The organism is Ruegeria sp. YKSD163, from assembly GCF_059612905.1.
Genome location: NZ_JBXWRM010000002.1, coordinates 246,282 through 270,542, shown reverse-complemented (window position 1 = coordinate 270,542; position 24,261 = coordinate 246,282). Strand labels below are relative to the sequence as shown.

Below are 24,261 nucleotides of genomic sequence, written 5' to 3'. Positions count from 1 at the left end.
CCCCCGTCGCGCCTTGCGCGACTCCCCCGGAGTATTTTGGGCGAAATGAAGGGTCAGAGTCGCAGGCCGCAGGCCTCAAAGGCAGCACGCGTGGCGGATTTTTCAGCCTCGGTCAGTTCCTGCATGGGAAAGCGCACCCGCCCGCCGGTCTGTCCCAGAAGCTCTTGCCAGTATTTGCCATGCGCCTGCGGCTTGCCGCCCGGTTTGGTGGATTTGATCGCCTGGCGCACCGGGTCGAGGCTGTCGCGGATGGCGCGGGCCTCGTCGATGCGGCCGGCAAAGGCCAGTTGGGTATAGTCATGCATGCGCCGGTCGTTTGCGGTTTGCAGCTGGTAGGGCGGCGAGGAGCAGAGGTAAAGCCGCCAGCCCAGTTCCACGATATTGTCGAACCATTCCTCCTCGGACGCGGTGGAGACCTGGATCCGGTCGCCCGCCAGTTCGGTCAGGCGAGCATACATCTCGCGCGGGACCGAGTATTTGATCGCCACCACATTCGGCAGATCGGCAATGCGCGCGCACAATTCGGGGCTCATCAGGTAACCGCTGTCGGGGTGGCTCCACATGGCGATGCCGATATCGACCGCCTCGCTGATCGCCTTGTAGTATTCGTAAAGCAGCGCGTCGCGATCATGCACGAAATGCAGCAAGGGCGCGTGCACCACGATGTAATCGGCGCCCACGTCCTGGGCATGGTGTGCCAGTTCCAGCACAGTGTCGAAATTCTGGTCCGAGACCGACATCATGGTGCCCGCGCGTCCGGCGCATTCCTCGACCGCAACCTCGAGGTTGCGCTTGCGCTCCTCCAGCGACATCGAGAAGAACTCGCCCTGTTTGCCGCAGACAAAGAGGCCCTCTATCCCCAGATCATCGACCCAGTGGCGGATGTTGCGGCGAAAACCGGCCTCGTCAAACGACAGATCCTCGGCAAAGGGGTTGAGGGCGGCGGCCCAGATGCCGCGCATATGTTCGCGGGCATGGTCCTTGGCCTCGCTTTTCGCGTATTTCATGTCTCACGTCCCTTGCTTGCATCGGTGATCGCCTGCCAGAGCGACAGGCTAGTAAGCGGCATTTGCAGATCGGTCACACCCAGCGGCGCCAGCGCATCGAGCGCGGCGTTCAGGATCGCCGCCGGGGCGCCGATGGTGCCGGCCTCGCCGATCCCCTTGGCGCCGAGCGCGTTGGTGGTGGCGAGCGTCTCGGTCTTGTGGATGGTGAGTGGCGGCAGGTCACCCGCGCGCGGCATCGCGTAATCCATGAACGAGCCGGTGAGCAGCTGCCCGTCGTCGAAATGCAGGGCCTCCATCATCGCCTCGCCCAGGCCCTGGGCAAAGCCGCCCATCACCTGTCCCTCGGCCAGCAGCGGGTTGATCAGCCGCCCGGCATCGTCGAGGCAGGCCATATGCGTCAGGCGCGGGGCACCGGTGTCGCGGTCGATCTCGATCGCGGCGAGGTAGCAGCCATGACCCCAGGCCTCGCCAGGGGCGGTATAGACGGTGTCGGCGGTGATCGGTTCACCTTCGCCCGCGTCACGGCGGCGGATGATCTCGCGGCAGGCCTCGAGTACGGCGCTGGCGCCGATGGGGGTGCTGCGGCTGGCCAGCGCGCCGATGCCCGCCGGGCAGGTGGCGGTGTCGCCATGCAGCACGGTGATATCGGAGGGCGAAAGCTCCAGCGCGTCGGCGGCAATCTGGGCCAGCGCGGTTTCGCGCCCGTGGCCCTGGCTGCTGCCGCCAAATTCCACCGTGGCGCGGCCCGCCTCAAGGGTGACACGGGCGCTTTCCCACCCCTTGCCCGAGGGTTCGACGTAAAAGCCGAGGCCGATCCCGGCCAAGGCCCCCTTTGCGCGTCTTGCGTCGCGCCGGGCGCGCCAGGCGGGGTAATCCGCCAGCGTCAGGAAATGGTCGAGGGCTGTGGCATAATCGGCCCCCTCGACCCGGCCTGCGGGCAGGTCGCGCGGGCCGCTTGCGCGGTGCAGGTTACGGCGGCGGATCTCGGCGGGATCAAGGCCGGTGGCGCGGGCGGCGGCATCGGCCATACGCTCCATCAGCGCGCAGGCCTCGGGGCGGCCCGCGCCGCGATAGATGCCGGTGGGCGCGGTATGGGCGCGTCGGGCGCTGGTGCCCAGATCGGTGGCAGGGATGTCATAGGGGCCGGGCAGAATGCGGGCGGCGTTCCAGGCCGGGATCAGCGCCGAATTGGGCAGCCAATGGCCCAGCGGCGCCTCGACACGGGCCTTGAGCGCCAGAAACCGCCCGTCACCGTCGATGGCAAGCTGGCCTTCGCTTGTCAGCCCCCGGCCATGGGTGGCCGACAGGAACTCTTCGCTGCGGGTGGCGGTCCAGCGCACCGGGCGGCCCAGATGATGCGCGGCCCAGACCGCCAGCACCTCTTCGGGGTAAAGCGAGGCCTTCATGCCAAAGGCGCCACCCACATCGCGGGCGATCACCCGCAATTGGGCCGGGTCGAGGGACAGAATGCGCGCAAGGTCGGCCCGCGCCCGGTGCGGTGTCTGGGTGGAGAGCCAGACGGTCAGGCCGCCGCCCTCGGGCAGGACGGCGATGGCGCGCGGCTCCATCGGGCTGGGGGCAAGGCGGGGATGGGCGACTCGGACCGCGACCACATGCGTGGCGCGGGCGAACGCGGCGGCCGTATCGCCGCTCTGCCAATGTTGCATGGCCAACAGTTCGGGGGGCGGGGCGGGGGTCTCGTCGATCTCTGCCGAGATCTCCTCGACCGCGTCCAGCGCCTGTCCCGGCGTTTCGGCCAGCACCGCCGCGATCGGCTGGCCCACCGCCGATACCGTGTCGCCGGCCAGGATCGGGTAAGGTGTGGCATGGTCGAGCGGCAGCACCGGGTTGACCTCGAGCCCGCCCAGCGTGCCCAGGTCGGCGGCGGTCAGCACCGCCGCCACGCCCGGCATCACCCGCGCGACAGAGGTATCGCAGGCAACGAGCCGCCCGCTGGCATAGGGGCTGCGTAGAAAGGCCAGATGCAGCGCCCCCGGCAGGTGGATATCGCCCGCATAGCGCCCTTCGCCCCGCAGCAGGCGGGGGTCTTCGCGCCTGGGCAGCGCTTGTCCGGTATAGGGCGCGGATCGGGTCACGGGGCTCTCGGCTACGGTGGCGGGTGCCACGATCCTGCAAGCCTGACCGGGTGGGCACAAATCGCGAAATTGCATCCTGCTATCCGCAATCGGCATATCACAATCGTTCTGATATGTGGAAACTATGGGGCAGTTGGCCAAAGGGGGACAGGGTGAGAATAGCACTGATCGGGCACGGGCCCATTGCCGCCCATGTGGCGGCGCATCTGCCTGTCGGCGTGCAGCTGACCGGAGCGCTTTGCCGGCCCGGGCGGGATCAGGCCGCGCGCGCGGCGCTGGGCGTGCCGGTGGCGCAAGCCTTGCAGGGCCTGCCCGAGCGGCCTGATCTGCTGGTCGATTGCGCCGGTCATTCCGGGCTGCGTGCCCATGGGGTGGCGGCGCTGGGCGCGGGGGTCGAGGTGCTGACCGTCTCGGTCGGTGCGCTGGCCGATGCGGTGTTCTGTGCCGAGCTGGAGGCTGCCGCCCGCGCTGGTGGGACAAGGCTGTGCCTTGCGTCGGGCGCGATCGGGGCGCTGGATGCGCTGGCGGCGGCGGCGATGGGGACGGGCTTGCAGGTCACCTATACCGGGCGCAAGCCCCCGCAGGGCTGGCGCGGCAGTCGTGCCGAAAAGGTGCTGGATCTGGACGCGCTTACCGGTCCTGTCACCCATTTCACTGGCACCGCGCGCGCGGCGGCGCAGGCCTATCCCAAGAACGCCAACGTGGCCGCCGCAGTGGCACTGGCCGGGGCTGGGCTGGACGCCACCCGGGCCGAGCTGATCGCCGATCCGGGCGCTACCGCCAATATCCACGAGATCGCGGCCGAGGGCGCCTTTGGCCGGTTCCGGTTTCAGATCGAGGGGTTGCCGCTGCCGGGCAATCCGCGTTCCTCGGCGCTGACTGCGCTCAGCCTGCTGGCGGCGCTGCGACAGCGCGGCGCGGCGATCCGGCTATCGTTTTGACCGATAGCCAAGCTTCGTGATATCGCGAAACCCATGAACCGCACCCAGATCCGCATCGTCGAGCGCGTGTTGACCCGGCTCAAGCTGAAACAGCTGCGCCTGCTGGTCGCCGTGGGCGAGCGGCATTCGATCCTGCACGCGGCGCAGGCGCTGAACATGTCCCAGCCCGCCGCCACCAAGCTGATCAAGGATCTGGAACTGGATTTCGACGTGCAGCTGTTCGACCGCACCAATCGCGGCATGGTGCCCACCGTGTTCGGGGCGGCCCTGATCCGGCATGGCAAGCTGATCCTGGCGCAGATTTCCCATGCGGCCCAAGAGCTAGACGATCTGAACGAAGGCAATGGCGGGCGCGTGGTGGTGGGCACGCTGCTGGCCGCCTCGGCCGAGTTTCTGCCCCGCGTGCTGACCCGGCTATTGGCCGAGAAGCCCGGGCTGGTGGTGAAACTGGTCGAGGGCACCAACGAGGTGCTGATGCCGGCGCTGCGCTCGGGCGATGTCGATCTGGTGGTCGGGCGCTTGCCGATGCACCGGCACCGGGCCGAGATCGTGCAAGAGCGGCTGTTTGACGAAGAGGTGATCTGTGTCGCCCGCACCGGCCATCCCGTGCATCGCCATGCCGCGCCCGCGCTGACCGATCTGATGGAATACCCCTGGATTCTGCCACCGGCGGAAACCACGTTGCGCCGTCAGCTGGATCAGGTGTTTGTCGATCTGGGTGGTGGCGCGCCACCCTATGCGGTGGAATCGGTCTCTTACCTGGCCAACCGGGGTCTGTTGCTGGGGTCGGACATGCTGGCGGTGATGCCCGCGCATGTGCCGCGCCACGATATCAGCGCGGGGGCGCTGGCGCGGGTCGACTGGGCGGTGCCGATCCCGATCGGGCCGGTGGGCGTCTCGATGCGCAAATCCGCCAGCCTGTCGCCCTCGGTCGCCGGCGTGCTGGATGCGCTGCGGGTTGAGGCCGCGCAAATGACGCGTTGAGCTTGCCCCGGCGCACCCGATGCGCCACATCTTCGGCACCGATCAAGGAGTCACCATGAGCGACATGCGCCTTTCCCTTTGCTCCAGCTGTCAGGGCGAGCGGGACCGTGAGCACGGGGCCGAGCGGGCCGCCGTGGCCGAGGCGTTAAAGCGCGCCGGGCTGATCGGGCGGGTGGAGCTGGTAGAGCATGCCTGTTTCGGCGCCTGCGCCACCCCGGTGGCGCTGGCCCTTCAGGGGCCGGGGCGGGCCAGCTATGTGTTCTCGGATCTCGACGTGGTGGCGGATGCCGACGATATTGCCGCCACCTGCCGTGTCTATCTGGACAGCCCCGGCGGCTGGATTTCCGATGCCCGTCCCTGCGGACGGTTGCGGGAATGCCTGCTGGCGCGGATTCCGGCCTATTCCACCTGAACCGTGACCACGGCCTCGACCGGGGTGCCATCGACCATCAGCGGGCTGTGGCTGTTGGCGTTCAGCGAGACCTTCACCTCGACCGCGCCTTTGGGCAGGTCGGGGATATACATCCATTCGCCATAGAGCCGGGCCAGTTTCACGCCGTTGACATAAACATGAGCATGGCCTTCGCCCGGCACGTCACTGGCCGAGGCATTTTCGGGGGCAAAGCGGAAATTCTGCGGGCTTACATGCAGGTTCCAGCCCGACATCGGATCACGGGTCAGTGCTACGGACACACCGGGTGCGTCGGGGCCAGCGGGCAGATGGGTGGCCTGGGCGTGGTCGTGGCCGCCTTGCGCCACGTCATGGGCGCCATGCTGGGCCGCGTCGCCATGATCATGACCGTCAAAGGTAACGCCATAGGCCGCCGCGGTTACGAAACCGGCACCGCCACCAAAGACAAGGCCGATGGCGAACAGAGCGAGAGAGCGGGACATATCAGTCTCCTAGCAAAGAAAAACCCCGCCGGATGGGTCCGGCGGGGCATATAAGTCGACGGATCAGGCGTGCGCTTCGGCGCGCTTGCTCTCGGTCTGCCAGAAGTAACCCGCGAAGCCACCCAGCAGCACCCAGGCCGCCATCCCGACACCAAAGGCGCGGGCGGCAAACAGCGCGCCCAGCTCGGTGGGGACCGGGCCGGCAAAGCTGTCAGGTTCGGGCGCGCCGATCAGATGCGGCGCCATCAACAGCAGCGCGGCGGCGCCATAGGCCATCAGGTTGCCGCCAAAGGCGATCAGCCACATGGCGATACCCGCCGCGGCCACGGTCGCGGTCCACCAGATCTGGCGGGCGGTGATATCTGTATAGGATACACCGGGCACCTCGGGCGCCAGCGACAGGCCGGGCGCGAAGTGAAAGGTGATGAACCCGGCCAGCCCCCAAAGCAGACCGGCGCGCGCGGTCACCGCATGGCCCATCCCCTCGGCCACCGACATCAGGGCAACCATGACAACTGCATAGCCGGTATAGGTCAGCATCGCAAAAACGACCGTGAGCGCATCGCGCATCGGATCGGCGAACATACCGGGCAGGTCGGGCTGGGCGCTTACCGCCTCGGCGCCGAAATGCACCAGTTCGCCGGATTCATACAACTCGGCATGCAGCAACACGGGCTGCACGAACAGAAACTGCAGCAAGGCGGCAATCAGCCCTGCTGCAGCGCCAGCGAACAACGCGCTGGTCAGAATGCGACTGAACATGGTTCAGTGGCAGGGAAAGCCGGTTGCGTGGCGCACGTCGTGGGCGGCGTCATGCAGTGCGGATGCCTGCACATGGCCCGCCAGGGTCACGATGCCCAGGCCCAGGATTACGGCGAACAGGGCCGGAAGGATCGCGGAACCGGTGGCCGATGCCTTGAGTGTTTTGGTCGTCATGTCATTTCCTCCTTGCCGCCGCACCCGACGGCCGGTGTTTCATTACCTGTCTGGCAGGTCTCCTGGCTCGCGGGTCGGTGCCTCTGTTCGCCTTCCCCCCGGAGCGAACCCGGGAGTGGCTGGTTGAACAGCGGCTCACCGCTTACAGTCGCGGGGGCGGCTTTGGCTTGAACCGACGGGCGGTCGCACCAAATTCCCTCTTAGCATCCGGATTGCTCCGGCAGGACCAGACCCCTCCATTTAGCCGCGAACGCGCGCCCGGCGCAATCGTCATTTGCGACCTTTCCGGTCAGTTTCCGCGCTTTTTCAAAAGATAGATATCCATGATCCAGCCATGATCGGCCCGCGCGCGGGCACGGGTTTCGACGATTTCTCCCGCCACCGCGGCCAATGGACCCGCCACCAGAATCTGTTCCTCCATACCCACATAGGCGCCCCACCAGATGTGGTAATCGGACATATCCAAGGCCTGGAACGAGCATTCGCCGTCCAGCATCACGGCCGCGGTATCCACGGCGGGCGGCCAGCCTTCGTCGCGCAGGCGCCGCCCGGTTGTGACCAGAAACGGTGCGCCTAATTCGTTGATCGGAATGCCATGTGCCGCCGTCAGGGCCTGAAGCGCCGTGATGCCGGGAATCACCCGCACCTTGGGTTGCGGATCGAGCCGTGCCGCGATTCGCAGCGAACTGTCATAGAGCGACGGGTCTCCCCAGATCAGCAACGCCACCCGCGCCGCGCCGGGGTGGTCCTCCATCGCCGCCTGCCAGCGCAGGGCGATTGCATCGTGCCAGTCGTCGACGCCCTTCAGATACCCGTCGTCAGCCCGGCGCGCGGGGATGTCGAAATAGGCGATCTGCGGCGGGGTGTCGGTGGCGTCAGTGATGATACGCTCGCGCAGCCCGGCCAGATCGGATTTCCCCGCCCCCTTGCGCGGGATCAGGATCAGATCGGCGGCGCGAATGGCGGCGATGCCTTCGCGGGTGACATGGTCGGGATTGCCAGTGCCGATTCCGATCAGGAGTAGCTCAACCATCGCCGAACTCCGCCAGCGGACCATACAGGATCAGGGCAGGGGCGGTGCCCACCTCCTCTGCCAGCCGTTCGGCCAGTTCGCCCATGGTGGCGCTTGTCAGGCGCTGTTCAGGGGTCGAGACGCTTTCGGCCATCAACGCAGGCGTCGAACGTGGCAGGCCATGCGCCTCAAGCGCATCCAGCAGCAACGGAAAAGTGCGCTTGCCCATGAACACGACCGTGGTGGCCTGCGGGTCTGCCAGTGCGGGCAGGTTCAGGTCGGGGGGCAATTGGCCGCTGACGTCATGGCCGGTAACGAATTGCACCCGCCGCGCGGTCAGCCGTCGGGTCAGCGGGATGCCCGCCGCCGCCGCCGCCGCCACCGCCGAGGGGATGCCGGGGATGATCTCGTATCCGATCCCGGCCGCGCGCAGCGCGACCAGTTCCTCCTCCAGCCGGCCAAAGAGACCGCCATCGCCGGATTTCAGCCGCACGACGTGGGCGCCGGTCTGGGCATAATCCACCAGCAGGCGGCTCACGTGGTCCTGCTTGGGCGAGGCGCGGCCCGCCCGCTTGCCCACCCCCACCAGATCGGCATCCGCGCGCGCATGGGCCAGGATCGGCCCGCTCGACAGATCGTCGAACAGCACCGCGTCTGCCTTGCCCAGCCGGTCCACAGCTTTCAGCGTCAACAGGTCCGGGTCGCCCGGCCCCGAGCCGACGAAGGAGACAAAACCGCTCATGATCCCGCCTCTGCGATCAGGTGAAAGAAGGTGCCGGTGACATTCCCGCGCACGGACCCGGTTTGCGGCCCCTCGACGCCTTCGGCATCGAAAACACGGGCCAGCGGCGCGTCGGGCTGTTCCAGGATCGAGGAATAGTGGAACTCGTGCCCGCGCAGGGTGGCACCGGTACCATAGCCGGGCAGGGGCCCCAGCAATTCGGCCCGGCGATAGCCCAGGTTGAACTTGCGCTTGTCATACGAGGTGACGAGGCCCAACAGACCCGCCATCCGGTGGCGGGTGCCGTCCTTGTCGATCAGCGCCTCACCCAATGCCATGTAGCCGCCGCATTCGCCATGCACGGGCCGGGTTTCGGCATGTCGTCTCAGCCCCGCGCGAAAGGTATTGGCGGCGGCGAGTGTGCCCGCATGCAGTTCGGGATAGCCGCCGGGCAGCCAGACCAGATCGGCATCGGGCGCGGGGGCCTCGTCGGCCAGCGGTGAAAACGGCAGGATCTCGGCGCCACCCGCGCGCCAGCCTTCCAGGAGATGCGGATAGGTGAAGGAAAACGCCGCATCTCGCGCCAATGCGATGCGCTGGGCCGGGGGCGGCGGCAGCGGTGCCGAGGAAAGCCCTGCAGGGCTTGAAGAGGCGGCGGCCCGGATCGCGTCCAGGTCGACATGTTCGCGCAGGAATGCGGCATAGCCCGCGATGGCGGCCTCCAGGTCGGGATGTTCCACCGCCTGAATGAGGCCCAGATGCCGCTCGGGCAGGGTCAGATCGCCGCGCCGGGGCAGCACGCCCAGCACCGGCAGGCCCGCGCGCTCCATGCCCAGCCGGGTCAGCCGCTCGTGCCGGGGGCTGGCACAGCGGTTCAGGATCACTCCGGCAAAGGGCAGGTCGGGATTGTACATCCGGAATCCCAGCGCCGTGGCCGCCGCCGATTGCGCCTGTCCACCCACATCGAGGACCAGCACCACCGGCCAGCCCATCCTGAGCGCGGTCTCGGCGCTCGAACCGTGGCCGGTCTCGCCGGGTTTGGCGACACCGTCGAACAGGCCCATCGACCCTTCGGCTACCACGATATCGGCACCCGCGGCCTGCGCGGCCACGGCGTTCAGCAGCCGCGCGCCCATCGCCCAGCTGTCGAGGTTGAACGAGGCCCGCCCCGCCGCCGCTAGGTGAAAGGCAGGGTCGATATAATCGGGTCCGCTCTTGAAGGGCTGCACCACCAGCCCGTCTTCGGCCAGCGCGCGCAACAGCCCCAGCATGACAGTGGTCTTGCCGGTGCCCGAGGCCGGGGCCGAGATCATCAGGCCGGGGGGGTTAGTCATCGCCATGGCTCCAGCTCGACCACGGGCTGTCGGCGCTTTGCGGCCGGTAACGGCGGTCGTATTCGCGGGAATAGAGGCAGCTTTCGTCAAACCCCTCACCCTTCAGAACCGGTCCCACCAGGATCAGCGCGGTGCGCGAGATGCTTTCGTCCAGCGCCTCTTTCAGCGTCTCCAGCGTGACGCGGATGATCCGTTCGTCGGGCCAGCTGGCGCGATAGACCACCGCCACCGGGCAATCGGCGCCGTAGTGCGGGGTCAAATCGGCGACCACCTTGTCCAGATTGCCGATCGACAGGTGGATGGCCAGCGTGGCACCGGTGCGGGCGAAGTTCTCCAGGCTCTCGCCCTCGGGCATCGACGAGGCGCGACCGGGCGTGCGGGTCAGCACCACCGATTGCCCCAGACCCGGCAGGGTCAGCTCGGTCCCCAGCGCGGCAGCAGCGGCCGCGAACGACGGTACGCCGGGTGTAACGCTGACCGGGATGCCCATCTGTTTCAGCCGCCGGATCTGCTCGCCCATGGCCGACCAGACCGACAGATCACCCGAATGCAGCCGCGCCACATCCTGCCCGGCCTTATGCGCGGCCTCGATCTCGGCCATGATCTGATCCAGATCCATCGGCGCGGTGTTGACGATCCTTGCCCCCTCGGGGCAATGGCTCAGGATCTCCTCGGGCACCAGCGACCCGGCATAAAGGCAGACCGGGCAGGAGGCGATGATATCGCGGCCACGCAGGGTGAGCAGGTCGGCAGCGCCCGGTCCGGCGCCGATGAAATGTACGGTCATGTCTGGTCTCCGATGGCGAGGGCGCAGGTGGCGCGCCGGTCGTCCGATATCTGTCTTGGGGTGATCAGCCGCGCGCCCGGCCCGGCGGCGACCAGCGCCGCGGCCTCGGCCACGCTGCCGGTGCCATAGCTGGCGCGGCTTTGCGGCGAGCAGGTGAGGGTGCGCTGCCCGGCAAGCTCGCTCGCCGGAATAAGGTGCAAGGGCAGCGCCAGCTCTGCCGCTAGCGCCTCCAGCGCCGGGTGCCCGGCCTTGTCGGCAACGGTGGCGAGCGCGGCCACCGCCTGTCCGGCGGCGGCCTTGTCATAGGCTGCGCGCAGGCTGGCCGCCTCTGCCGTGGTGGTAAAGCCCAGTCCCGCGACGATCATAGCGTCACGCTCCACTGCACCACCGGATAGGCCGATTTCCAGCCCCGGCGCGGCCCCAGTGGGGCCGCTTGCGCCAGTTCGATCCGCAGCAGCTCGCCGCCCTTGTCGACCTGCCAGAGGGCCAGCAAAGCCTCGCTTTCCAGCGTCACCGCATTGGCGACAAGCCGGGTGCCGGCGGGCAGTTCGGCAAAGAGCCATTCCAGCAGCGCCACGCTGAGACCGCCGCCGATGAACACCGCATGGGGCCGCGCAAGGCTGCCCAGCACCTCGGGCGCGCTGCCTTCGACCACGCGCAGGTGGTCTTGCCCCAGGGCGTCGGCATTGGCGCGGATACGCGCGGCGCGGTCGGCGCGGGGCTCAATGGTGGTGGCGCTCAGCGTCAGATCGCTCATCAGCCACTCGATCCCGATCGAGCCGCTGCCGCCGCCGATATCCCACAGATGTTCGCCCCGCTGCGGTGCAAGTGCCGACAGGGTCAGCGCCCGCACCGGGCGCTTGGTGATCTGCCCGTCGGTGTCAAAGATCGCATCCGGCCTGCCGCTGGCCTTGGGGATCGCTGGGCCATCGCCCGCCACTTCGACGCCGACACAGACCGGGTGGGCGAAATCGCCCACTTGCGCCTCGGCCAGCGACAGGGTTTGCAAGCGCTCGCGCGGGCCCCCCAGCGCCTCCATCACGTGCAGGCGGCTGGTGGTAAAGCCGGTCTCGCTCAGATACCGCGCCAGTTCGGATACTGCCGCACCGTCACGCAGCAGGACCAGCGCGCGCAGGCCGGATGCCAGATAGGGCCGCAGCCGGGTCAGCGGGACAGCATGCAGGCCCAGGGTGAGGGTCTTCTCCAGCGGCCAGCCAAGCTGTGCCGCCGCCAGCGAAAAGGTCGAAACTCCCGACAGCGCGCGCCACTCGCCCGCATCGAAATGCCGGGCAATGACCGCACCCGCGCCAAACCAGAACGGATCGCCCGAGGCCAGCACCGCCACGCGGCGCCCGCGTAGCCCGGCCAGAACCTCCAGCCCATCGGCATAGGGGACAGGCCATGCGATGCGCTCCTGCGGCCCCTCGGGCAGCAGCGACAGATGCCGGGGCGGCGCCATGATCACCTCGGCCGCGTCCAGGGCTTGACGGCTTGCGGGCGGCAGGCCATCCAGTCCATCCTCGCCCATGCCGATCACGCTCAGCCACGGAGCATCAGACATGTCGCACCTCCTGATCCTGGGCGGTACCACCGAAGCCAACGCTTTGGCGCGCGCCGTGGCCGAAACCGGGCTGCGCGCCACCTATTCCTATGCGGGTCGGGTCGAGGCGCCACGCGAGCAGCCGATCCCGGTGCGGGTTGGTGGCTTTGGCGGCGTGCCCGGTCTGGTGGATTTTATCCACAGCAACACCGTCACGCACCTTATTGATGCAACACATCCTTTTGCCGCGCAGATGAGCATGAATGCCTGCGCTGCCTGCGCCCAGACGGGTGTGCCGCTGGCCGCGCTGACACGGCCCGCCTGGCAACCCGTTGAGGGAGACAACTGGAGCCATGTTCCCGATATCGCCGCCGCTGTGGCCACACTCGCAGGGGCGCCACAACGTGTCTTCCTTGCGGTTGGCCGGATGCATCTGGACGACTTCGCGGCCCAGCCGCAGCACGACTATCTCTTGCGCCTTGTCGATGCGCCCACTGAACCGCTGCCCTTGCCCAAGGCACAGGTCGTGGTATCGCGGGGGCCTTTCACAAGAGAGGGGGACAAGGCCCTGATGCAACAGCATAAAACGCAGCTTGTGGTCAGCAAGAACGCCGGCGGCACCGGGGCGCGGGCCAAGCTGGACGCGGCGCGCGACCTGGGTTTGCCGGTGCTGATGATCGACCGCCCCGTTCTGCCGCCCCGGACCGAGCTTGCCACCCCCACCGATGTGCTGCGCTGGTTGCGTCATTCCGGCGTGAACCTCGGCGTGTAAACGATTGGGGTACCGTCTCTTTCGATGACACGGGTGCGGGACGAACCGACCAGGACCACGGTCTGCATATCCGCCATCTCGGGGGTCGCCTCTGCCAGATGTGCGATGCGCAAGGCCTCGTCCGGGCGCGAGACCGCGCGGGCAAACAGGATCAACCGCTCAGGCTCGCATTCCTCACGCAGGATTTGCAACGTTTTTTCAAACCCCTCGGGGCGGGATTTCGAGCGTGGATTGTAGAAGGCCATCGCGAAATCCGCCTGCGCGGCCAGCCGCAACCGGCGTTCGATAAGCGGCCATGGCTTCAGGTTGTCGCTGAGGTTGATGCAACAGAAATCATGGCCCAGCGGCGCGCCTGCTCGCGCAGCGGCGGCGAGCATCGCGGTGATGCCGGGCAGCACCTGAATGTCCAGATCGCGCCATGCGCGCGGCCCGGCTTCCAGCGCTTCGAACACTGCCGAGGCCATGGCGAACACGCCGGGATCGCCCGACGAGACCACGACCACCCGGTGTCCGTCGGCGGCCATCTCGAGTGCGTGGCGAGACCTGTCGATCTCGACCCGGTTGTCGCTGGCATGCAGCGTCAGGCCGGGCCGCTCGGCCACCCGCGCGACGTAAGGGATGTAGCCCACCACATCGGTGGCCTCGGCCAACACTGCCGTCACCTCGGGGGTGACCAGCGCCTCCGAGCCCGGGCCAAGGCCCACGATCCGCAGCCAGCCGCTCATGGCCGCCGCCCCTGACCATGCACGATGATGATCGAGAAATAGGGCGTGATGCCGGTGCATTTCTCGGACAGGCGCGAGACCTGCTGATTGGCCATCTGGGCATATTCGACGATCCAGGCGCGTTCGAACAGGCCGGCGGTCTTGAGCGCGCGCACCACCTTGTCGAGGTTGCGGCCCAGCTTCATCACCACCAACGCGTCGGTTTCGGCCATGCGGGCGGCCAGCACATCCTCGGACAGGGTGCCGGGCAGCACGGTCAGCACATCGTCGCCCCAGGTGATCGGGGTGCCGGTGGCGGTCCAGGCGCCGGACATGCCGGTGATGGCGGGGATCACCTCGACCGGGACCAGATCGCGCAGGCGGGTATAAAGATGCATGAACGAGCCGTAGAAGAACGGGTCACCCTCGCACAGGACAACCACATCCTCGCCCGCATCAGCCAGCGTACGCAGATGGGCGGCGGCAGCCTCGTAGAACTCGGACAGCAGCTGGTTATAGCGCGGATCGGTCACCGGAATCTCGGTGGTGACCGGGTATTCCATCGGAAACTCGACCGCGCCCTCGGGGACCATCCCGTTGACAATCTTGCGGGCCTGGCCGCTGCGGCCGGGCTTGCGGAAATAGGCCACATGGCGGGCGCCGCGCAGCAGCCGGTCGGCCTTGACGCTCATCAGGTCGGGATCGCCGGGGCCAAGGCCCAGACCGTATATGGTGCCCGCGCTCATTCGGCGCGGCTCGCGATGGCGTTGATGGCGGCGACAGTGATGGCGCTGCCGCCCAGGCGGCCCTTGACGATGCAGCAGGGCACCGGCTGTGCCTCCCACAGGGCGTCTTTCGACTCGACCGCGCCGACAAAGCCCACCGGGCAGCCGATGATCGCGGCGGGGCGCGGGCAATCGGGATCTTCGAGCATGTTCAGCAGGTGAAACAGGGCGGTGGGCGCATTGCCGATCGCCACCACTGCGCCCGCCAAGTGTGGGCGCCACAGTTCCAGCGCGGCGGCCGAGCGGGTATTGCCCATTTCGGCGGCCAGCGGGCGCACACGCTCGTCATGCAGGGTGCAGATCACCTCGTTATCGGCCGGCAGGCGGAACCGGGTCACGCCCTCGCTGACCATGCGCGCATCGCAGAGGATAGGCGCGCCCGCCTCCAGAGCGCCGCGCGCGGCGGTGACGAAGTCGGGCGAGAAATGAACGAACTCCTCCAGCCCGACCATGCCGGCGGCATGGATCATGCGGACCGCGACCTGCTCCTCGTCCGCGTCGAAGCGAGCCAGATCGGCCTCGGCCCGGATGGTGGCAAAGGACTGTTTGTAGATCGCCGCGCCATCGGTTTCGTATTCATAGGGCATCAGGTCAGGTCCATCGTCTTCAGTGTTTCGGGTGTCAGGTCGCGCTGGCAGGGCTCATCCCCCGCGCGGCCCCGTTTTACAAGGTCAAACCGCCCATCGCGACCGACCAGCGTTATATCGGCGGGGCGCATCCGGGCGCAGCCCTTGGCACAGCCCGAGACATGCAGGCTGCCATTCACGCGCTCGGCCAGCGCGTGGGCCAGATCCCGCGTTTCGGCCTGCGCCTGCGGGCAATAGGGCGCACCGGGGCAGGCATCGGTAGTTAGAATGGGATCGCCTGTGCGGGTGACGAAATCGGGGGCGGGGATGGCCTGCGCCCCTTCCAGAAGGATCAGCCGCCAGGGGGTGACCCGCAAAGCGACGGCGCCGCTGTCGCGCAGCAGCGCGGCCAGCGCCTGCGCGGGCAGCTGGCCAAAAGCCGCGCCATAAAGCGGGCCAAGGGCTGTCTCACCGGGGGTCAACGGTTCACCAACCGGCACCGGTTCCGTGCCCTGCCAGATCGGGGGCAGGGATTCCGCTCGCACCAGCCGCGCCATGCGGCGGGTATCCGGGGCATATCGGTCGGCAAACCAGCGCGCCAGCTCGATCAGGCGGTCGATCGCCTCGCCCTCGGTCACTTCGCGCCCCGAGGCCATGCCGTCGGCGCGCAGGATCAGGCCGTTTGCGCTCTGTTCCAGCCGGATATCCGCCGAATCCGCGCTCAGCAGACGACCCGCCCCGGTGTCGATGGCAAAGCCGAATTTCGCCGGCAGCACAGGCAGTTCGCCCAGTCGCTCCGTCAACTCTCGCCCCAGCCGCTCGGTCAAGCCGCCGTCGCGGTAAAGCGGTGAGAACAGGATATTGCGCCGCACCTCGAGGCCCGGTTCGCGGTCCAACAGGTCAAGCGCAGCCAGTTCGGCCAAGAGCGGTTGATGATCCTTCTCGGCCACCCCACGCAGTTGCAGATTGGCACGGTTGGTCAGGTCGATGGTGCCATTGCCGACCCGGTCGGCCAGCGCGCAAAGACCCAGCGCCTGCGACGCGCTCAGCCGGGCGAGGCGCGGGCGCACCCGCACCACCAGCCCGTCGCCCGACATCATCGGGCGATGCGCGCCGGGGCACCAGCCCTGGACGATGGGCGCGCTCATGCCAGCCCCTCCAGATCGGCCCGGATCGAGTTGCGCCGGGTCTGCCACAGCCCCGCCTCGTAAAGCGCGCGGAACCGGTCCAGCATGGCCTGATAGGCCTGCGGATTGGCCTCATGCAGGAAGGCCGCGACCTGCGCGTCGCCCAGCGTGGCATCGTGGTAGAGGTCAAAGAGATGCGGGGCCACGCTGTCGGCCAGATGCGCGAACGAGGCCATGTGGTCGAGCGTCGCCGCGATCTCGGCCGCACCCCGGAACCCGTGCCGCATCATGCCCGCGATCCAGCCGGGATGGGCGGCGCGGGCCCGCACCACGCGGGCGATTTCCTCGGGCAGGGTGCGCGCGCGCGGGGTGTCGGGGTTGGTGTTGTCGAGGTGATAGAGCTGCGCCTTGCCCCCTGTCACCCGCTTGGCGGCGGCAAAGCCTGCCTCGTGCGTGGCATAGTCGGCGGCCAGCAGCAGATCGGTCTCGGCCAGATCCTGCAAATGCACGAACCCGTCGGCCTTGGCGACGCGGTCGCGGATGCCATCGGCGTCGCGGGCGATGCTCTCACCTTCGAGCGCAAAGGAACTGGCGGCCAGCCAGGCCTCGCCCGCGCTCTGCCGGGCCTCGTCGGTATAGGTCTCGGGCAGGTGCCCCATGCCCAGCCCGTAGCTGCCCGGTGCCGGGCCATAGACGCGCGCCGCGGGCGCGTGCCCGGCATAGGGGTTCCAGTCGGGCGCCTCGTCACGCGCGCAAAGCGCGCGCACCGCCTGACCGAACAGCGCCGAAAGGGTCGGGAACACATCGCGGAACAGGCCCGAGACACGCAGCGTGACGTCCAGCCGGGGCCGGTCCAGATCGGTGATCGGCAGAACCTCGATCCCCGAAACCCTCTCGGACCCCTGATCCCAGACCGGTTTGACCCCCAACAGATGCAGCGCCATGGCGAATTCCTCGCCCGCCGTGCGCATGGTGGCCGAGCCCCAGAGATCGACAATCAGCCCCTTGGGGTAATCGCCCTCTTCCTGCAAATGCCGGCGCACCAGTTCTTCGGCCAGTTTCACGCCCTGGGTATAGGCCGCGCGCGTCGGGACCGAGCGGGGGTCGGTGGTATAAAGGTTGCGCCCGGTGGGCAGCACATCGGTCCGCCCACGGTAGGGCGAGCCCGACGGCCCCGCCGCGATCCGCTTGCCCGCCAACGCATCAATCAGCGCGCGCGCCTCGCCCTGTGCCGAAGGGGTGGGATCGAACGGGCCGGTCACCTCGGGCACACGCCCATAGACATGCAGCCCGTCGCCATACTGGCTTTCCTTCACGTCGCAGACAAAGCGGTCGATGCGGGTGATCGCCTCGGCGGTCGAGGTGGCGCGATCAAGGCCCAGATCATCCTCCAGCCCCAGCGCCTGCGCCTCGGCCCGGATATCGCCCTGCAAGCGGTCGCGGCGTTTGGGGTCCAGCCCGTCGGCATTGGAAAACTCGTCAAGCAGTGCCTCGAGTTGTACCATCCGGTCCGGCGTGCCGCTGACGCGCAGGGCCGGGGGGATATGGCCCAGCGTCACCGCGCCGATGCGGCGCTTGGCCTGCGCGGCCTCGCCCGGATCGTTGACGATAAAGGGGTAAATCACCGGCAGATCGCCGATCAGAACCTCGGGCCAGCATTGCCCCGACAGCGCCACCGCCTTGCCCGGCAGCCATTCCAGCGTGCCATGGGCGCCGATATGGATCAGGGCGTCGGCTCCCAGCGCCTGCCGCAGCCAGAGATAGAAGGCCACATAGCCGTGGCGCGGAGTGCGGGAGAGGTCGTGATAGTCGTCATCGCGCGCCTCGGGCGTGCCCCGTTCCGGTTGCAGGGCCACCAGCGCCTTGCCGCGCCGGATCGCGCGAAACTGCAAATTGCCTTGCGAAAATGCCGGATCACTCTCAGGGTCACCCCAAGCGCTTTGCAAATCCTGGCGCAATTGTGGCGGAATGCTGGCCAAAGCTTTGCGGTAATCAGCGATTGGCCACGAAATCGACACATTTTGCAGCTCTTCCGCAATCGGCTGCCCGGATGCGATGTCATACCCCTCATCCTGCAAATCGCACAGTATCGCCTCGACCGAGGCCAGCGCGTCCAAACCAACCGCATGGGCCATCTGCCAGTCCTTGCCGGGATAGGTGGACAGAACCAATGCAACCGAGCGCTCGGCAGCGGGTTTGGCCGCCAGCCGCAGCCAGCCCGACACCCGGTTTACCACCGCCTCGATCCGGTCGGGTTCTGGGCGGTGCGCGAAACGGGAATATTCCAGCGCCGGGTCGCGCTTGCCCGGCTCCTTGAACGAGATAAGCCCGGCGTCGATGCGCCCGTCGACCTCGGGCAGCACCACATGCATGGCCAGATCGGCGGGCGACAGCCCGCGCTCGGCCTCGGCCCAGGCCTTGCGGCGAGAGGTGGCCAGCGCCACCTGGAATACCGGTACGCCGGCGGCGTCGAGCGGCGAGGCGCCATTGGCGCCCTTGCCGGAAAACGAGGTGGCATTGACGATGGCCGCCGGGGCCAGCCCCGGCATCTGTCCGGCGATCCAATCGGCAGCGGCGGGCACCTTCAGCGAAGGCGCGAACATGCCCATCGCCTGAAATCCGCGCGCGCGAAAGGCCTGGATCAGCGCCGCGACCGAGGCCGTGTCGGCCGAAGTCAGATAGGCTCGGTAAAAGGTGACCAGTATGCGCGGGGCGTCGCCCTCGAACGCAGTCTCGGGCGCGATCACGCCGCGCTCGGGGCACCAGAACCCGCATTCGGGCAGCACCTTTGACCCGATCACCGGCCCGGCATAAAGCCCGGTCGCCAGCGCCATTTGCGCCAGCGCGGCCTGCGCCGCCACCTCGCCGCCGGTGTCGCAGAGATGTTGCAACCGCCGCAGGGTCGAGACGGGCAGGGTGGAATAGGCGTCAAGGCGCGTATCCTCGCGCCCGTCCGCCGGCAGAACCGCCAGCGCGAGCCCCTTCTCCTGCGCCAGCGCCAGCACCTGTTGCAGCCCATAGGCCCAATAAGGCACGCCGCCGATCAGCCGGATCAGGATGCCCTTGGCCCCTGACAGGGTATTCTCGACATAGGTATCGACGGATAGGGGATGTTTCAGCGCCGTCAGGTTGGCCAGGCGTAGGGTGGGCATTCTGCCCACCGCCCCGCCGCCGCGATGCCAGCCCGCCGCAAAAGCACCCAGGTCACTGTCCGAGAACGACAGCACCACCAGATCCGCCGGGCTCTGGCCCAGGTCGGTCGGGGTCTCGGTCTCTTCCAGCCCGTGGCTTTCGCGGAAAACGACATGCATGGCGCGCGCTTACTCCGCAGGCTCGGAAACGCCGGTCAGGATGGCACGGATCGCGGCCTCGTCGATGTCGTGATGCTCGGCGATCACCACCATGCGCGAGCGGCGCTCCTCGCCCGGCTGCCACGGGCGGTCATATTGGTGACGCACCCGCGCACCCACCGCCTGCACCAAGAGGCGCATGGGCTTGCCCGAAACGGCGGCATAGCCCTTGACGCGCAGGATGTTCAACTCGTTGGCCAGCCGCTCGATCCGCGCGACCAGTTCGGCCGGGTCGGATTGTTCGGGCAGTTCCACCACGATGCTTTCGAAATCGTCGTGCTCGTGGTCGTCATGGCCGTCATGATGGCTGGGACGAGCGTCCATGTCGTCCTCGGCGGCGGCGCCAAGGCCCAGGATGACGCGCACATCCACCGCGCCCTCGGCCACCTCGACCACCGGCAGCGGGCGGGGCGCCTCGGCGGCGATCACCTCGCGCGCGCGTGCCACGCCCTCGGGGCCGGCCAGATCGGGCTTGGTCAGCAGGATGATGTCGGCGCAGCTGATCTGATCCTCGAACACCTCGGACAGGGGCGTTTCATGGTCGATCGAGTCGTCGGCCAGCCGCTGGGCATCCACCGCCGCCACATTGGGCGCGAAGCGGCCCGCCGCAACCGCCTCGGCATCGGCCAGCGCGATGACGCCATCCACGGTGATCTTGGACCGGATATCGGGCCAGTCGAACGCCTTCAAGAGCGGCTTCGGTAGCGCCAGGCCCGAGGTTTCGATCAGGATGTGATCGGGGCGCGGCTCCAGCGCCATCAGCGCCTCGATGGTGGGGATGAAATCATCGGCCACGGTGCAGCAGATGCAGCCATTGGCCAGTTCCATGATGTTTTCCGCCGGGCATTCCGGGATGGCGCAGCTTTTCAGGATCTCGCCATCGACCCCCACATCGCCGAATTCGTTGACGACCACGGCCAGCCGCTTGCCTTGCGGGTTCTGCATCAGGTGGCGGATCAGCGTGGTCTTGCCCGAACCGAGAAAGCCGGTGATCACGGTAACGGGGAGTTTTTCAAGGGTGCTCATGGCTCAGGCTCCGATCGGGGGGATGCGCGCGGCGCAGTTCTTGCGGAAATGGACGGGACGCTCGCGCCAGGGGACAAGCCCGTCAGCGGTGGCGTGATATTTGGTGACGCCCTCGACGATGGTGGCCACGTCATCGGCCTCGTTGAGGTTCTCATAAACAAAGGTCCAGCGCGTCGGGCCGCCGCGCAACACGATCGAGCAACCCTGATCGCAATTGGACAGGCATTCGACCGGCCTCACGATGACCCCTTCGGGCAGCGCGGCGGCGCTCAGCGCGCGGTGGAGCAGCGCGCCAGGGCGCTGGGCATCGTCTTCGACCGGTAATCCACGGCGGCAGGTGGTACAGACCAACAGCTCGACCGGAGCGTGTTCGCTCATCTCTCTCATCCCCCCAGGGTCCAGTCATGGGGGACGGGGCATGCACGGGTCGGCCCTTCTGGCCCCAGACCCGTCACCGGAAACACCCCGTCCGGTTGCAGTTCGTGTGCTGGCAGGTCTCCCGGCTTGCGGATGTCAGGGTCTTGCCCTGTCGGGCGTCCCGCCTTCCCGGCCAATTGGCCAGTGGCTTGGGCACCCTCTCCGGTCACGGTCGCGGGGGCGGCTGCGCTTGACGGCTGCCCGGGACCAGTTCCCGGAACCGCTGGCGCATTCCCTTTTCATCCGGTTTCCCGGACACCAACAGGGCGGACATGCGGCATGGGCAGGGGCCTTGTCAAGCGCGCTTGGCGGTGCGTCTGAGGGGGCAGGGGAAAAGCGACCTCTGACGTTCAGCCAGCGGCATCCGCCGCCAGCCGCGCACGCAGCCAGTCGAGGTAGAGCTGCGCCGGGGCACCGGGCGGGGCGGCACGTTCGGGGCGGACCAGATAATGCGCCTGCGAAAAGGGAATCGGAGGTCCCGCCAGCCGCAGTGGTGCGCCCTGGGCGATGGCGCCCTGGGCAAAGCGCGTCAGCACGATCGCCAGCCCGGCCCCCGCCATCACCAGTTGCAGCGCCGCGACGGTGGTATCGACCGAATAAAGGCTGCCGCCGGTTGGAGCGGACAGGTCCTGCGCCGCGAACCAGCGTGGCCAGTTGTCCTCGTATCCCAGGATGTGGATCAGCTGATGCGCCTGAAGCGCCGACGGTGGCTGCACCGGTTCTCCGGCCCGCGCAACCGGCACGATGGTCTCATCGCAGAGCTTTTCGGTCACCAACCCTGCCCAATCGCCACGCCCCAGCCTGATGTCCACATCCACGCTGCCCACCGCCGGGCCGTCATCCCAGATGTTCGAGACCAGTCGCACGGGAATACCGGGATGGTCGGCGGCAAAATCCGGCAGGATGGCGGCGAGCCAGTAGGCGGCCGAGGAAATCGGCGCACGCAGCCGCAGGATGCCGCGCCGGGCCGGACCGAATAGGCTAGAGGTCGACAGCGCCACATCCGCCAGCGCCTGCCGCACCGACAGCGCATAGCTGCGCCCCAACTCGGTCAACCCCAGCCGCCGGGCCGCACGGGTAAAAAGGGGCTCTCCCAACTCGGCTTCTAGCGAGCGGATATGCAGGGATACGGCGGTCTGGGTCAGCCCCAGTTCGCGCGCGGCTTCGGTGAAGTTCAGATGACGGGCGGCGGCCTCGAACGTCCGCAGCCAGACCGGGTTGGGCAGGCGGGCCATCTCAGAAAAGATCCGGGCCGAGGACCGGGGCGGGGCCCAGAAAATTCAAATTTTCTGGGACAAAATTTCCGTGGAAATTTTGTCGGTTGCGCGGGTTCGACATGTATCACAAAAAAATCATGGCATTTTGACATTCTTTATTCGTTTCTCTTGGTTAAATCCAGCTTTCATACTGCGCGCGAACCATGACCCCGGCAGGACCGGCAAGGGAGGACGCAATGAAAGTAGGCTTTATCGGACTGGGCAATGTGGGTGGCAAGCTCTCGGGCTCGCTGCTGCGCAATGGCATCGATTTGACGGTGCATGATCTCAACCCCGATCTGGTGGCGGGTTTCGTCTCGCGCGGCGCCAAGGCGGCCGAAGGGCCGGCGCAGATGATGCGCGATTGCGACGCGGTGATCACCTGTCTGCCTTCGCCCGCCGCCAGCGCCGCGGTGATGGCGGAGATGCTGCCCGAGGTCGGACCCGGCAAGATCTGGATGGAAATGTCCACCACCGACGAGGCCGAGGTCAAACGACTGGGCGAACAGGTGATCGCGCGCGGCGGTGCCGCTGTCGACTGCCCGGTTTCGGGTGGCTGTCACCGGGCCGATACCGGCAATATCTCGATTTTCGCGGGCTGCGACCGGGCCACGTTCGAGCGCATCCTGCCCTTCCTGACCGTGATGGGGCGGCGTATCCTGCATACTGGCCCGCTGGGCAGCGCCTCGGTTCTGAAGGTGATGACCAACTATCTGGCCACCGCAAACCTGCTGACCTGCTGCGAGGCGCTGGTGACGATGAAGGCCGCCGGCATGGATCTGAACACCACCTACGAGGCAATCAAGATCAGTTCGGGCACCTCTTTTGTGCACGAGACCGAAAGCCAGGTGATCCTGAATGGCAGCCGCGACATCAACTTCACAATGGACTTGGTGAAAAAGGATATCGGCCTGTTCCAGTCGATAGCCGACCGCACCGGCGTGCCGCTGGAGATCTCGCCGCTGATGATCAGCATCTTCGAGGACGGGATCGCCCGCTATGGCATGCGGGCCCAGTCCGACGACATCATCCGCCGCCTGGAAGAGGCGACCGGGCTTGACATCACCGCGCCGGGCTTTCCGCCCGAGATGGTGGATGACGAACCCGAAGAGCCCGGTTACGAGGTGGTTCCGCAGGGGCTCGTGCGCGCGTCAGGCTAGGCGCGACAGCCCGCCGCGCAGTGGCCGCTTTTGGTTCGGCTATCCTGCGCGGCAGGAGGTGATGCATGGACATGTTGCAATTGCTGACCGACCTGCATCTGGAGGCAGAGCGGCAGGGGCCAGGTGATGTCGACCATACTCGTCTGGCCCTGCGCTTGGCCGGGCTGGCCGGGCGCACGGGTCTGGACATCGCCGATATTGGTTGTGGCACAGGTGCTGCCAGCTTGGTGTTGGCCGAAGAACTGGATGCGCGGATCACTGCGGTGGATCTGCTGCCTGCCTTTCTGGCCGAGCTAGATCGGCGCGCTGCTCGCGCAGGCCTGATGGACCGCATCGACACGCTTGCCGCGTCGATGGAGGAGCTGCCCTTTGCCAATGCGTCGTTGGATGTGATCTGGTCCGAGGGGGCGATCTACAACGTCGGGTTCGAGGCTGGGTTGCTTGCCTGGCGGCGCTTCTTGCGCCCGGGCGGCATTCTGGCGGTGTCGGAACTGACCTGGCTGACCAACGACCGTCCCGCCGATCTGAGTGCGCATTGGGCGCGGGAATATCCGCAGGTTGCCACCGCTGGCGAGAAAATAGCGCAGATCGAGGCAGCGGGATACGGGTTGCGAGGCTATTTTCCGCTTCCGCCCGCCTGTTGGCTCGCGGCCTATTACGAGCCTATGGAGGCGCGGTTTGCCGGTTTTCTGAAGCGGCACGCAGACTCGGCCGAAGCAAAAGAGATCGTTGCAGCCGAACGCGCAGAGATCGTGCTCTATCGCGCGCATTCGGCGCATGTCAGCTATGGTTTCTATATCGCGCAGAAACTGCCCTGAGCGGCAGGCGGCGCGTCGCGCCGCCCCC

25 protein-coding genes and 2 riboswitches are annotated in these 24,261 nt (G+C 67.4%); of the genes, 6 read left to right on the top strand and 19 right to left on the bottom strand.

Annotated features, from left to right (window positions below; genetic code table 11):
* Positions 1 to 53: 53 nt before the first annotated feature.
* Together AC2FNA_RS04120 and AC2FNA_RS04115 are read right to left on the bottom strand one after the other, a co-directional pair.
* A complete protein-coding gene (locus tag AC2FNA_RS04120) occupies positions 54 to 1,007 on the bottom strand; it encodes a dihydrodipicolinate synthase family protein (RefSeq protein ID WP_496824685.1) in 954 nt (317 codons plus the stop codon).
* On the bottom strand, positions 1,004 to 3,103 hold the full coding sequence (locus AC2FNA_RS04115) for a xanthine dehydrogenase family protein molybdopterin-binding subunit (RefSeq protein ID WP_496824684.1): 2,100 nt from the start codon (positions 3,101 to 3,103) through the stop codon (positions 1,004 to 1,006). The genes AC2FNA_RS04120 and AC2FNA_RS04115 overlap by 4 nt, the downstream gene beginning before the upstream one ends.
* A gap of 113 nt (positions 3,104 to 3,216) precedes the next feature.
* Between AC2FNA_RS04115 and AC2FNA_RS04110 the strand changes: the two genes are divergently transcribed.
* Genes AC2FNA_RS04110 through AC2FNA_RS04100 form a run of 3 tightly spaced genes read left to right on the top strand, consistent with a single transcriptional unit; the run spans position 3,217 to position 5,440 of the window.
* Positions 3,217 to 4,044 (top strand): aspartate dehydrogenase, encoded by an 828-nt coding sequence (locus AC2FNA_RS04110; RefSeq protein ID WP_496824682.1) that lies wholly within the window; start codon positions 3,217 to 3,219, stop codon positions 4,042 to 4,044.
* Between the two features lie 33 nt (positions 4,045 to 4,077).
* Positions 4,078 to 5,028, top strand: a complete 951-nt coding sequence (locus AC2FNA_RS04105) for a LysR substrate-binding domain-containing protein (RefSeq protein WP_496824680.1) — start codon at positions 4,078 to 4,080, stop codon at positions 5,026 to 5,028.
* Between the two features lie 55 nt (positions 5,029 to 5,083).
* Complete coding sequence (locus tag AC2FNA_RS04100) at positions 5,084 to 5,440, top strand: DUF1636 family protein (protein WP_496824679.1); 357 nt, start codon at positions 5,084 to 5,086, stop codon at positions 5,438 to 5,440.
* Here the strand turns inward: AC2FNA_RS04100 and AC2FNA_RS04095 are convergent.
* The 9 genes from AC2FNA_RS04095 to cbiE all read right to left on the bottom strand — a co-directional run bounded on the left by AC2FNA_RS04095 (position 5,428) and on the right by cbiE (position 12,273).
* Positions 5,428 to 5,922 carry a hypothetical protein gene (locus AC2FNA_RS04095; protein ID WP_496824677.1) on the bottom strand — a complete coding sequence of 165 codons (495 nt, stop codon included), beginning with the start codon at positions 5,920 to 5,922 and terminating at the stop codon, positions 5,428 to 5,430. The two genes, AC2FNA_RS04100 and AC2FNA_RS04095, sit on opposite strands and share 13 nt — an antisense overlap.
* 63 nt (positions 5,923 to 5,985) lie before the next feature.
* Positions 5,986 to 6,684, bottom strand: a complete 699-nt coding sequence (locus tag AC2FNA_RS04090; protein ID WP_496824675.1) for a CbtA family protein — start codon at positions 6,682 to 6,684, stop codon at positions 5,986 to 5,988.
* Between the two features lie 3 nt (positions 6,685 to 6,687).
* Positions 6,688 to 6,858: a CbtB domain-containing protein gene (locus tag AC2FNA_RS04085; RefSeq protein WP_234138881.1), complete on the bottom strand. Its 171-nt coding sequence runs from the start codon at positions 6,856 to 6,858 to the stop codon at positions 6,688 to 6,690.
* Between the two features lie 35 nt (positions 6,859 to 6,893).
* A riboswitch (cobalamin riboswitch) is annotated at positions 6,894 to 7,104 on the bottom strand.
* A gap of 43 nt (positions 7,105 to 7,147) precedes the next feature.
* Positions 7,148 to 7,891 (bottom strand): precorrin-6A synthase (deacetylating), encoded by a 744-nt coding sequence (gene cobF / locus AC2FNA_RS04080; protein ID WP_496824673.1) that lies wholly within the window; start codon positions 7,889 to 7,891, stop codon positions 7,148 to 7,150.
* The gene (cobA, locus tag AC2FNA_RS04075; protein WP_496824671.1) at positions 7,884 to 8,612 is read right to left on the bottom strand and encodes a uroporphyrinogen-III C-methyltransferase; all 729 of its coding nucleotides are present in this window, start codon (positions 8,610 to 8,612) and stop codon (positions 7,884 to 7,886) included. The genes cobF and cobA overlap by 8 nt, the downstream gene beginning before the upstream one ends.
* Positions 8,609 to 9,931: a cobyrinic acid a,c-diamide synthase CobB gene (locus AC2FNA_RS04070; protein WP_496824669.1), complete on the bottom strand. Its 1,323-nt coding sequence runs from the start codon at positions 9,929 to 9,931 to the stop codon at positions 8,609 to 8,611. Before AC2FNA_RS04070 ends, cobA begins: the two co-directional genes overlap by 4 nt.
* A complete protein-coding gene (gene cobM / locus AC2FNA_RS04065) occupies positions 9,918 to 10,712 on the bottom strand; it encodes a precorrin-4 C(11)-methyltransferase (protein ID WP_496824668.1) in 795 nt (264 codons plus the stop codon). The genes AC2FNA_RS04070 and cobM overlap by 14 nt, the downstream gene beginning before the upstream one ends.
* Positions 10,709 to 11,077 (bottom strand): cobalamin biosynthesis protein, encoded by a 369-nt coding sequence (locus AC2FNA_RS04060; RefSeq protein ID WP_496824666.1) that lies wholly within the window; start codon positions 11,075 to 11,077, stop codon positions 10,709 to 10,711. The genes cobM and AC2FNA_RS04060 overlap by 4 nt, the downstream gene beginning before the upstream one ends.
* Positions 11,074 to 12,273: a precorrin-6y C5,15-methyltransferase (decarboxylating) subunit CbiE gene (gene cbiE, locus AC2FNA_RS04055; RefSeq protein ID WP_496824664.1), complete on the bottom strand. Its 1,200-nt coding sequence runs from the start codon at positions 12,271 to 12,273 to the stop codon at positions 11,074 to 11,076. Before cbiE ends, AC2FNA_RS04060 begins: the two co-directional genes overlap by 4 nt.
* Here cbiE and AC2FNA_RS04050 point away from each other — a divergent pair.
* Positions 12,272 to 13,024 (top strand): cobalt-precorrin-6A reductase, encoded by a 753-nt coding sequence (locus tag AC2FNA_RS04050; protein WP_496824662.1) that lies wholly within the window; start codon positions 12,272 to 12,274, stop codon positions 13,022 to 13,024. The genes cbiE and AC2FNA_RS04050 overlap by 2 nt on opposite strands.
* On the opposite strand, the gene cobJ is transcribed toward AC2FNA_RS04050, so the two are convergent.
* From cobJ to AC2FNA_RS04010, 8 genes are all read right to left on the bottom strand, one after another.
* Entirely contained in the window at positions 12,997 to 13,749 is a 753-nt protein-coding gene (gene cobJ / locus AC2FNA_RS04045) for a precorrin-3B C(17)-methyltransferase (protein WP_496824661.1), read from the bottom strand. The two genes, AC2FNA_RS04050 and cobJ, sit on opposite strands and share 28 nt — an antisense overlap.
* The gene (locus AC2FNA_RS04040; protein WP_496824660.1) at positions 13,746 to 14,474 is read right to left on the bottom strand and encodes a precorrin-2 C(20)-methyltransferase; all 729 of its coding nucleotides are present in this window, start codon (positions 14,472 to 14,474) and stop codon (positions 13,746 to 13,748) included. The genes cobJ and AC2FNA_RS04040 overlap by 4 nt, the downstream gene beginning before the upstream one ends.
* Positions 14,471 to 15,100: a precorrin-8X methylmutase gene (locus tag AC2FNA_RS04035; protein ID WP_496824658.1), complete on the bottom strand. Its 630-nt coding sequence runs from the start codon at positions 15,098 to 15,100 to the stop codon at positions 14,471 to 14,473. Before AC2FNA_RS04035 ends, AC2FNA_RS04040 begins: the two co-directional genes overlap by 4 nt.
* Entirely contained in the window at positions 15,100 to 16,227 is a 1,128-nt protein-coding gene (locus AC2FNA_RS04030; RefSeq protein WP_496824656.1) for a ferredoxin-like domain-containing protein, read from the bottom strand. Before AC2FNA_RS04030 ends, AC2FNA_RS04035 begins: the two co-directional genes overlap by 1 nt.
* Positions 16,224 to 19,517, bottom strand: a complete 3,294-nt coding sequence (gene cobN, locus AC2FNA_RS04025) for a cobaltochelatase subunit CobN (protein ID WP_496824654.1) — start codon at positions 19,515 to 19,517, stop codon at positions 16,224 to 16,226. The genes AC2FNA_RS04030 and cobN overlap by 4 nt, the downstream gene beginning before the upstream one ends.
* 9 nt (positions 19,518 to 19,526) lie before the next feature.
* A complete protein-coding gene (gene cobW, locus AC2FNA_RS04020) occupies positions 19,527 to 20,582 on the bottom strand; it encodes a cobalamin biosynthesis protein CobW (protein WP_496824652.1) in 1,056 nt (351 codons plus the stop codon).
* A gap of 3 nt (positions 20,583 to 20,585) precedes the next feature.
* On the bottom strand, positions 20,586 to 20,960 hold the full coding sequence (locus AC2FNA_RS04015; RefSeq protein ID WP_496824650.1) for a DUF1636 family protein: 375 nt from the start codon (positions 20,958 to 20,960) through the stop codon (positions 20,586 to 20,588).
* 94 nt (positions 20,961 to 21,054) lie between these two features.
* Positions 21,055 to 21,277, bottom strand: a riboswitch (cobalamin riboswitch).
* Positions 21,278 to 21,349: 72 nt separating this feature from the next.
* The gene (locus AC2FNA_RS04010; RefSeq protein ID WP_496824649.1) at positions 21,350 to 22,234 is read right to left on the bottom strand and encodes a LysR substrate-binding domain-containing protein; all 885 of its coding nucleotides are present in this window, start codon (positions 22,232 to 22,234) and stop codon (positions 21,350 to 21,352) included.
* 218 nt (positions 22,235 to 22,452) lie between these two features.
* On the opposite strand from AC2FNA_RS04010, the gene AC2FNA_RS04005 reads away from it, so the two are divergent.
* Both AC2FNA_RS04005 and AC2FNA_RS04000 read left to right on the top strand, forming a co-directional pair.
* On the top strand, positions 22,453 to 23,415 hold the full coding sequence (locus AC2FNA_RS04005; RefSeq protein WP_496824647.1) for an NAD(P)-dependent oxidoreductase: 963 nt from the start codon (positions 22,453 to 22,455) through the stop codon (positions 23,413 to 23,415).
* A gap of 65 nt (positions 23,416 to 23,480) precedes the next feature.
* Positions 23,481 to 24,233, top strand: a complete 753-nt coding sequence (locus tag AC2FNA_RS04000; RefSeq protein WP_496824645.1) for a class I SAM-dependent methyltransferase — start codon at positions 23,481 to 23,483, stop codon at positions 24,231 to 24,233.
* The last annotated feature ends 28 nt before the right edge of the window (positions 24,234 to 24,261 follow it).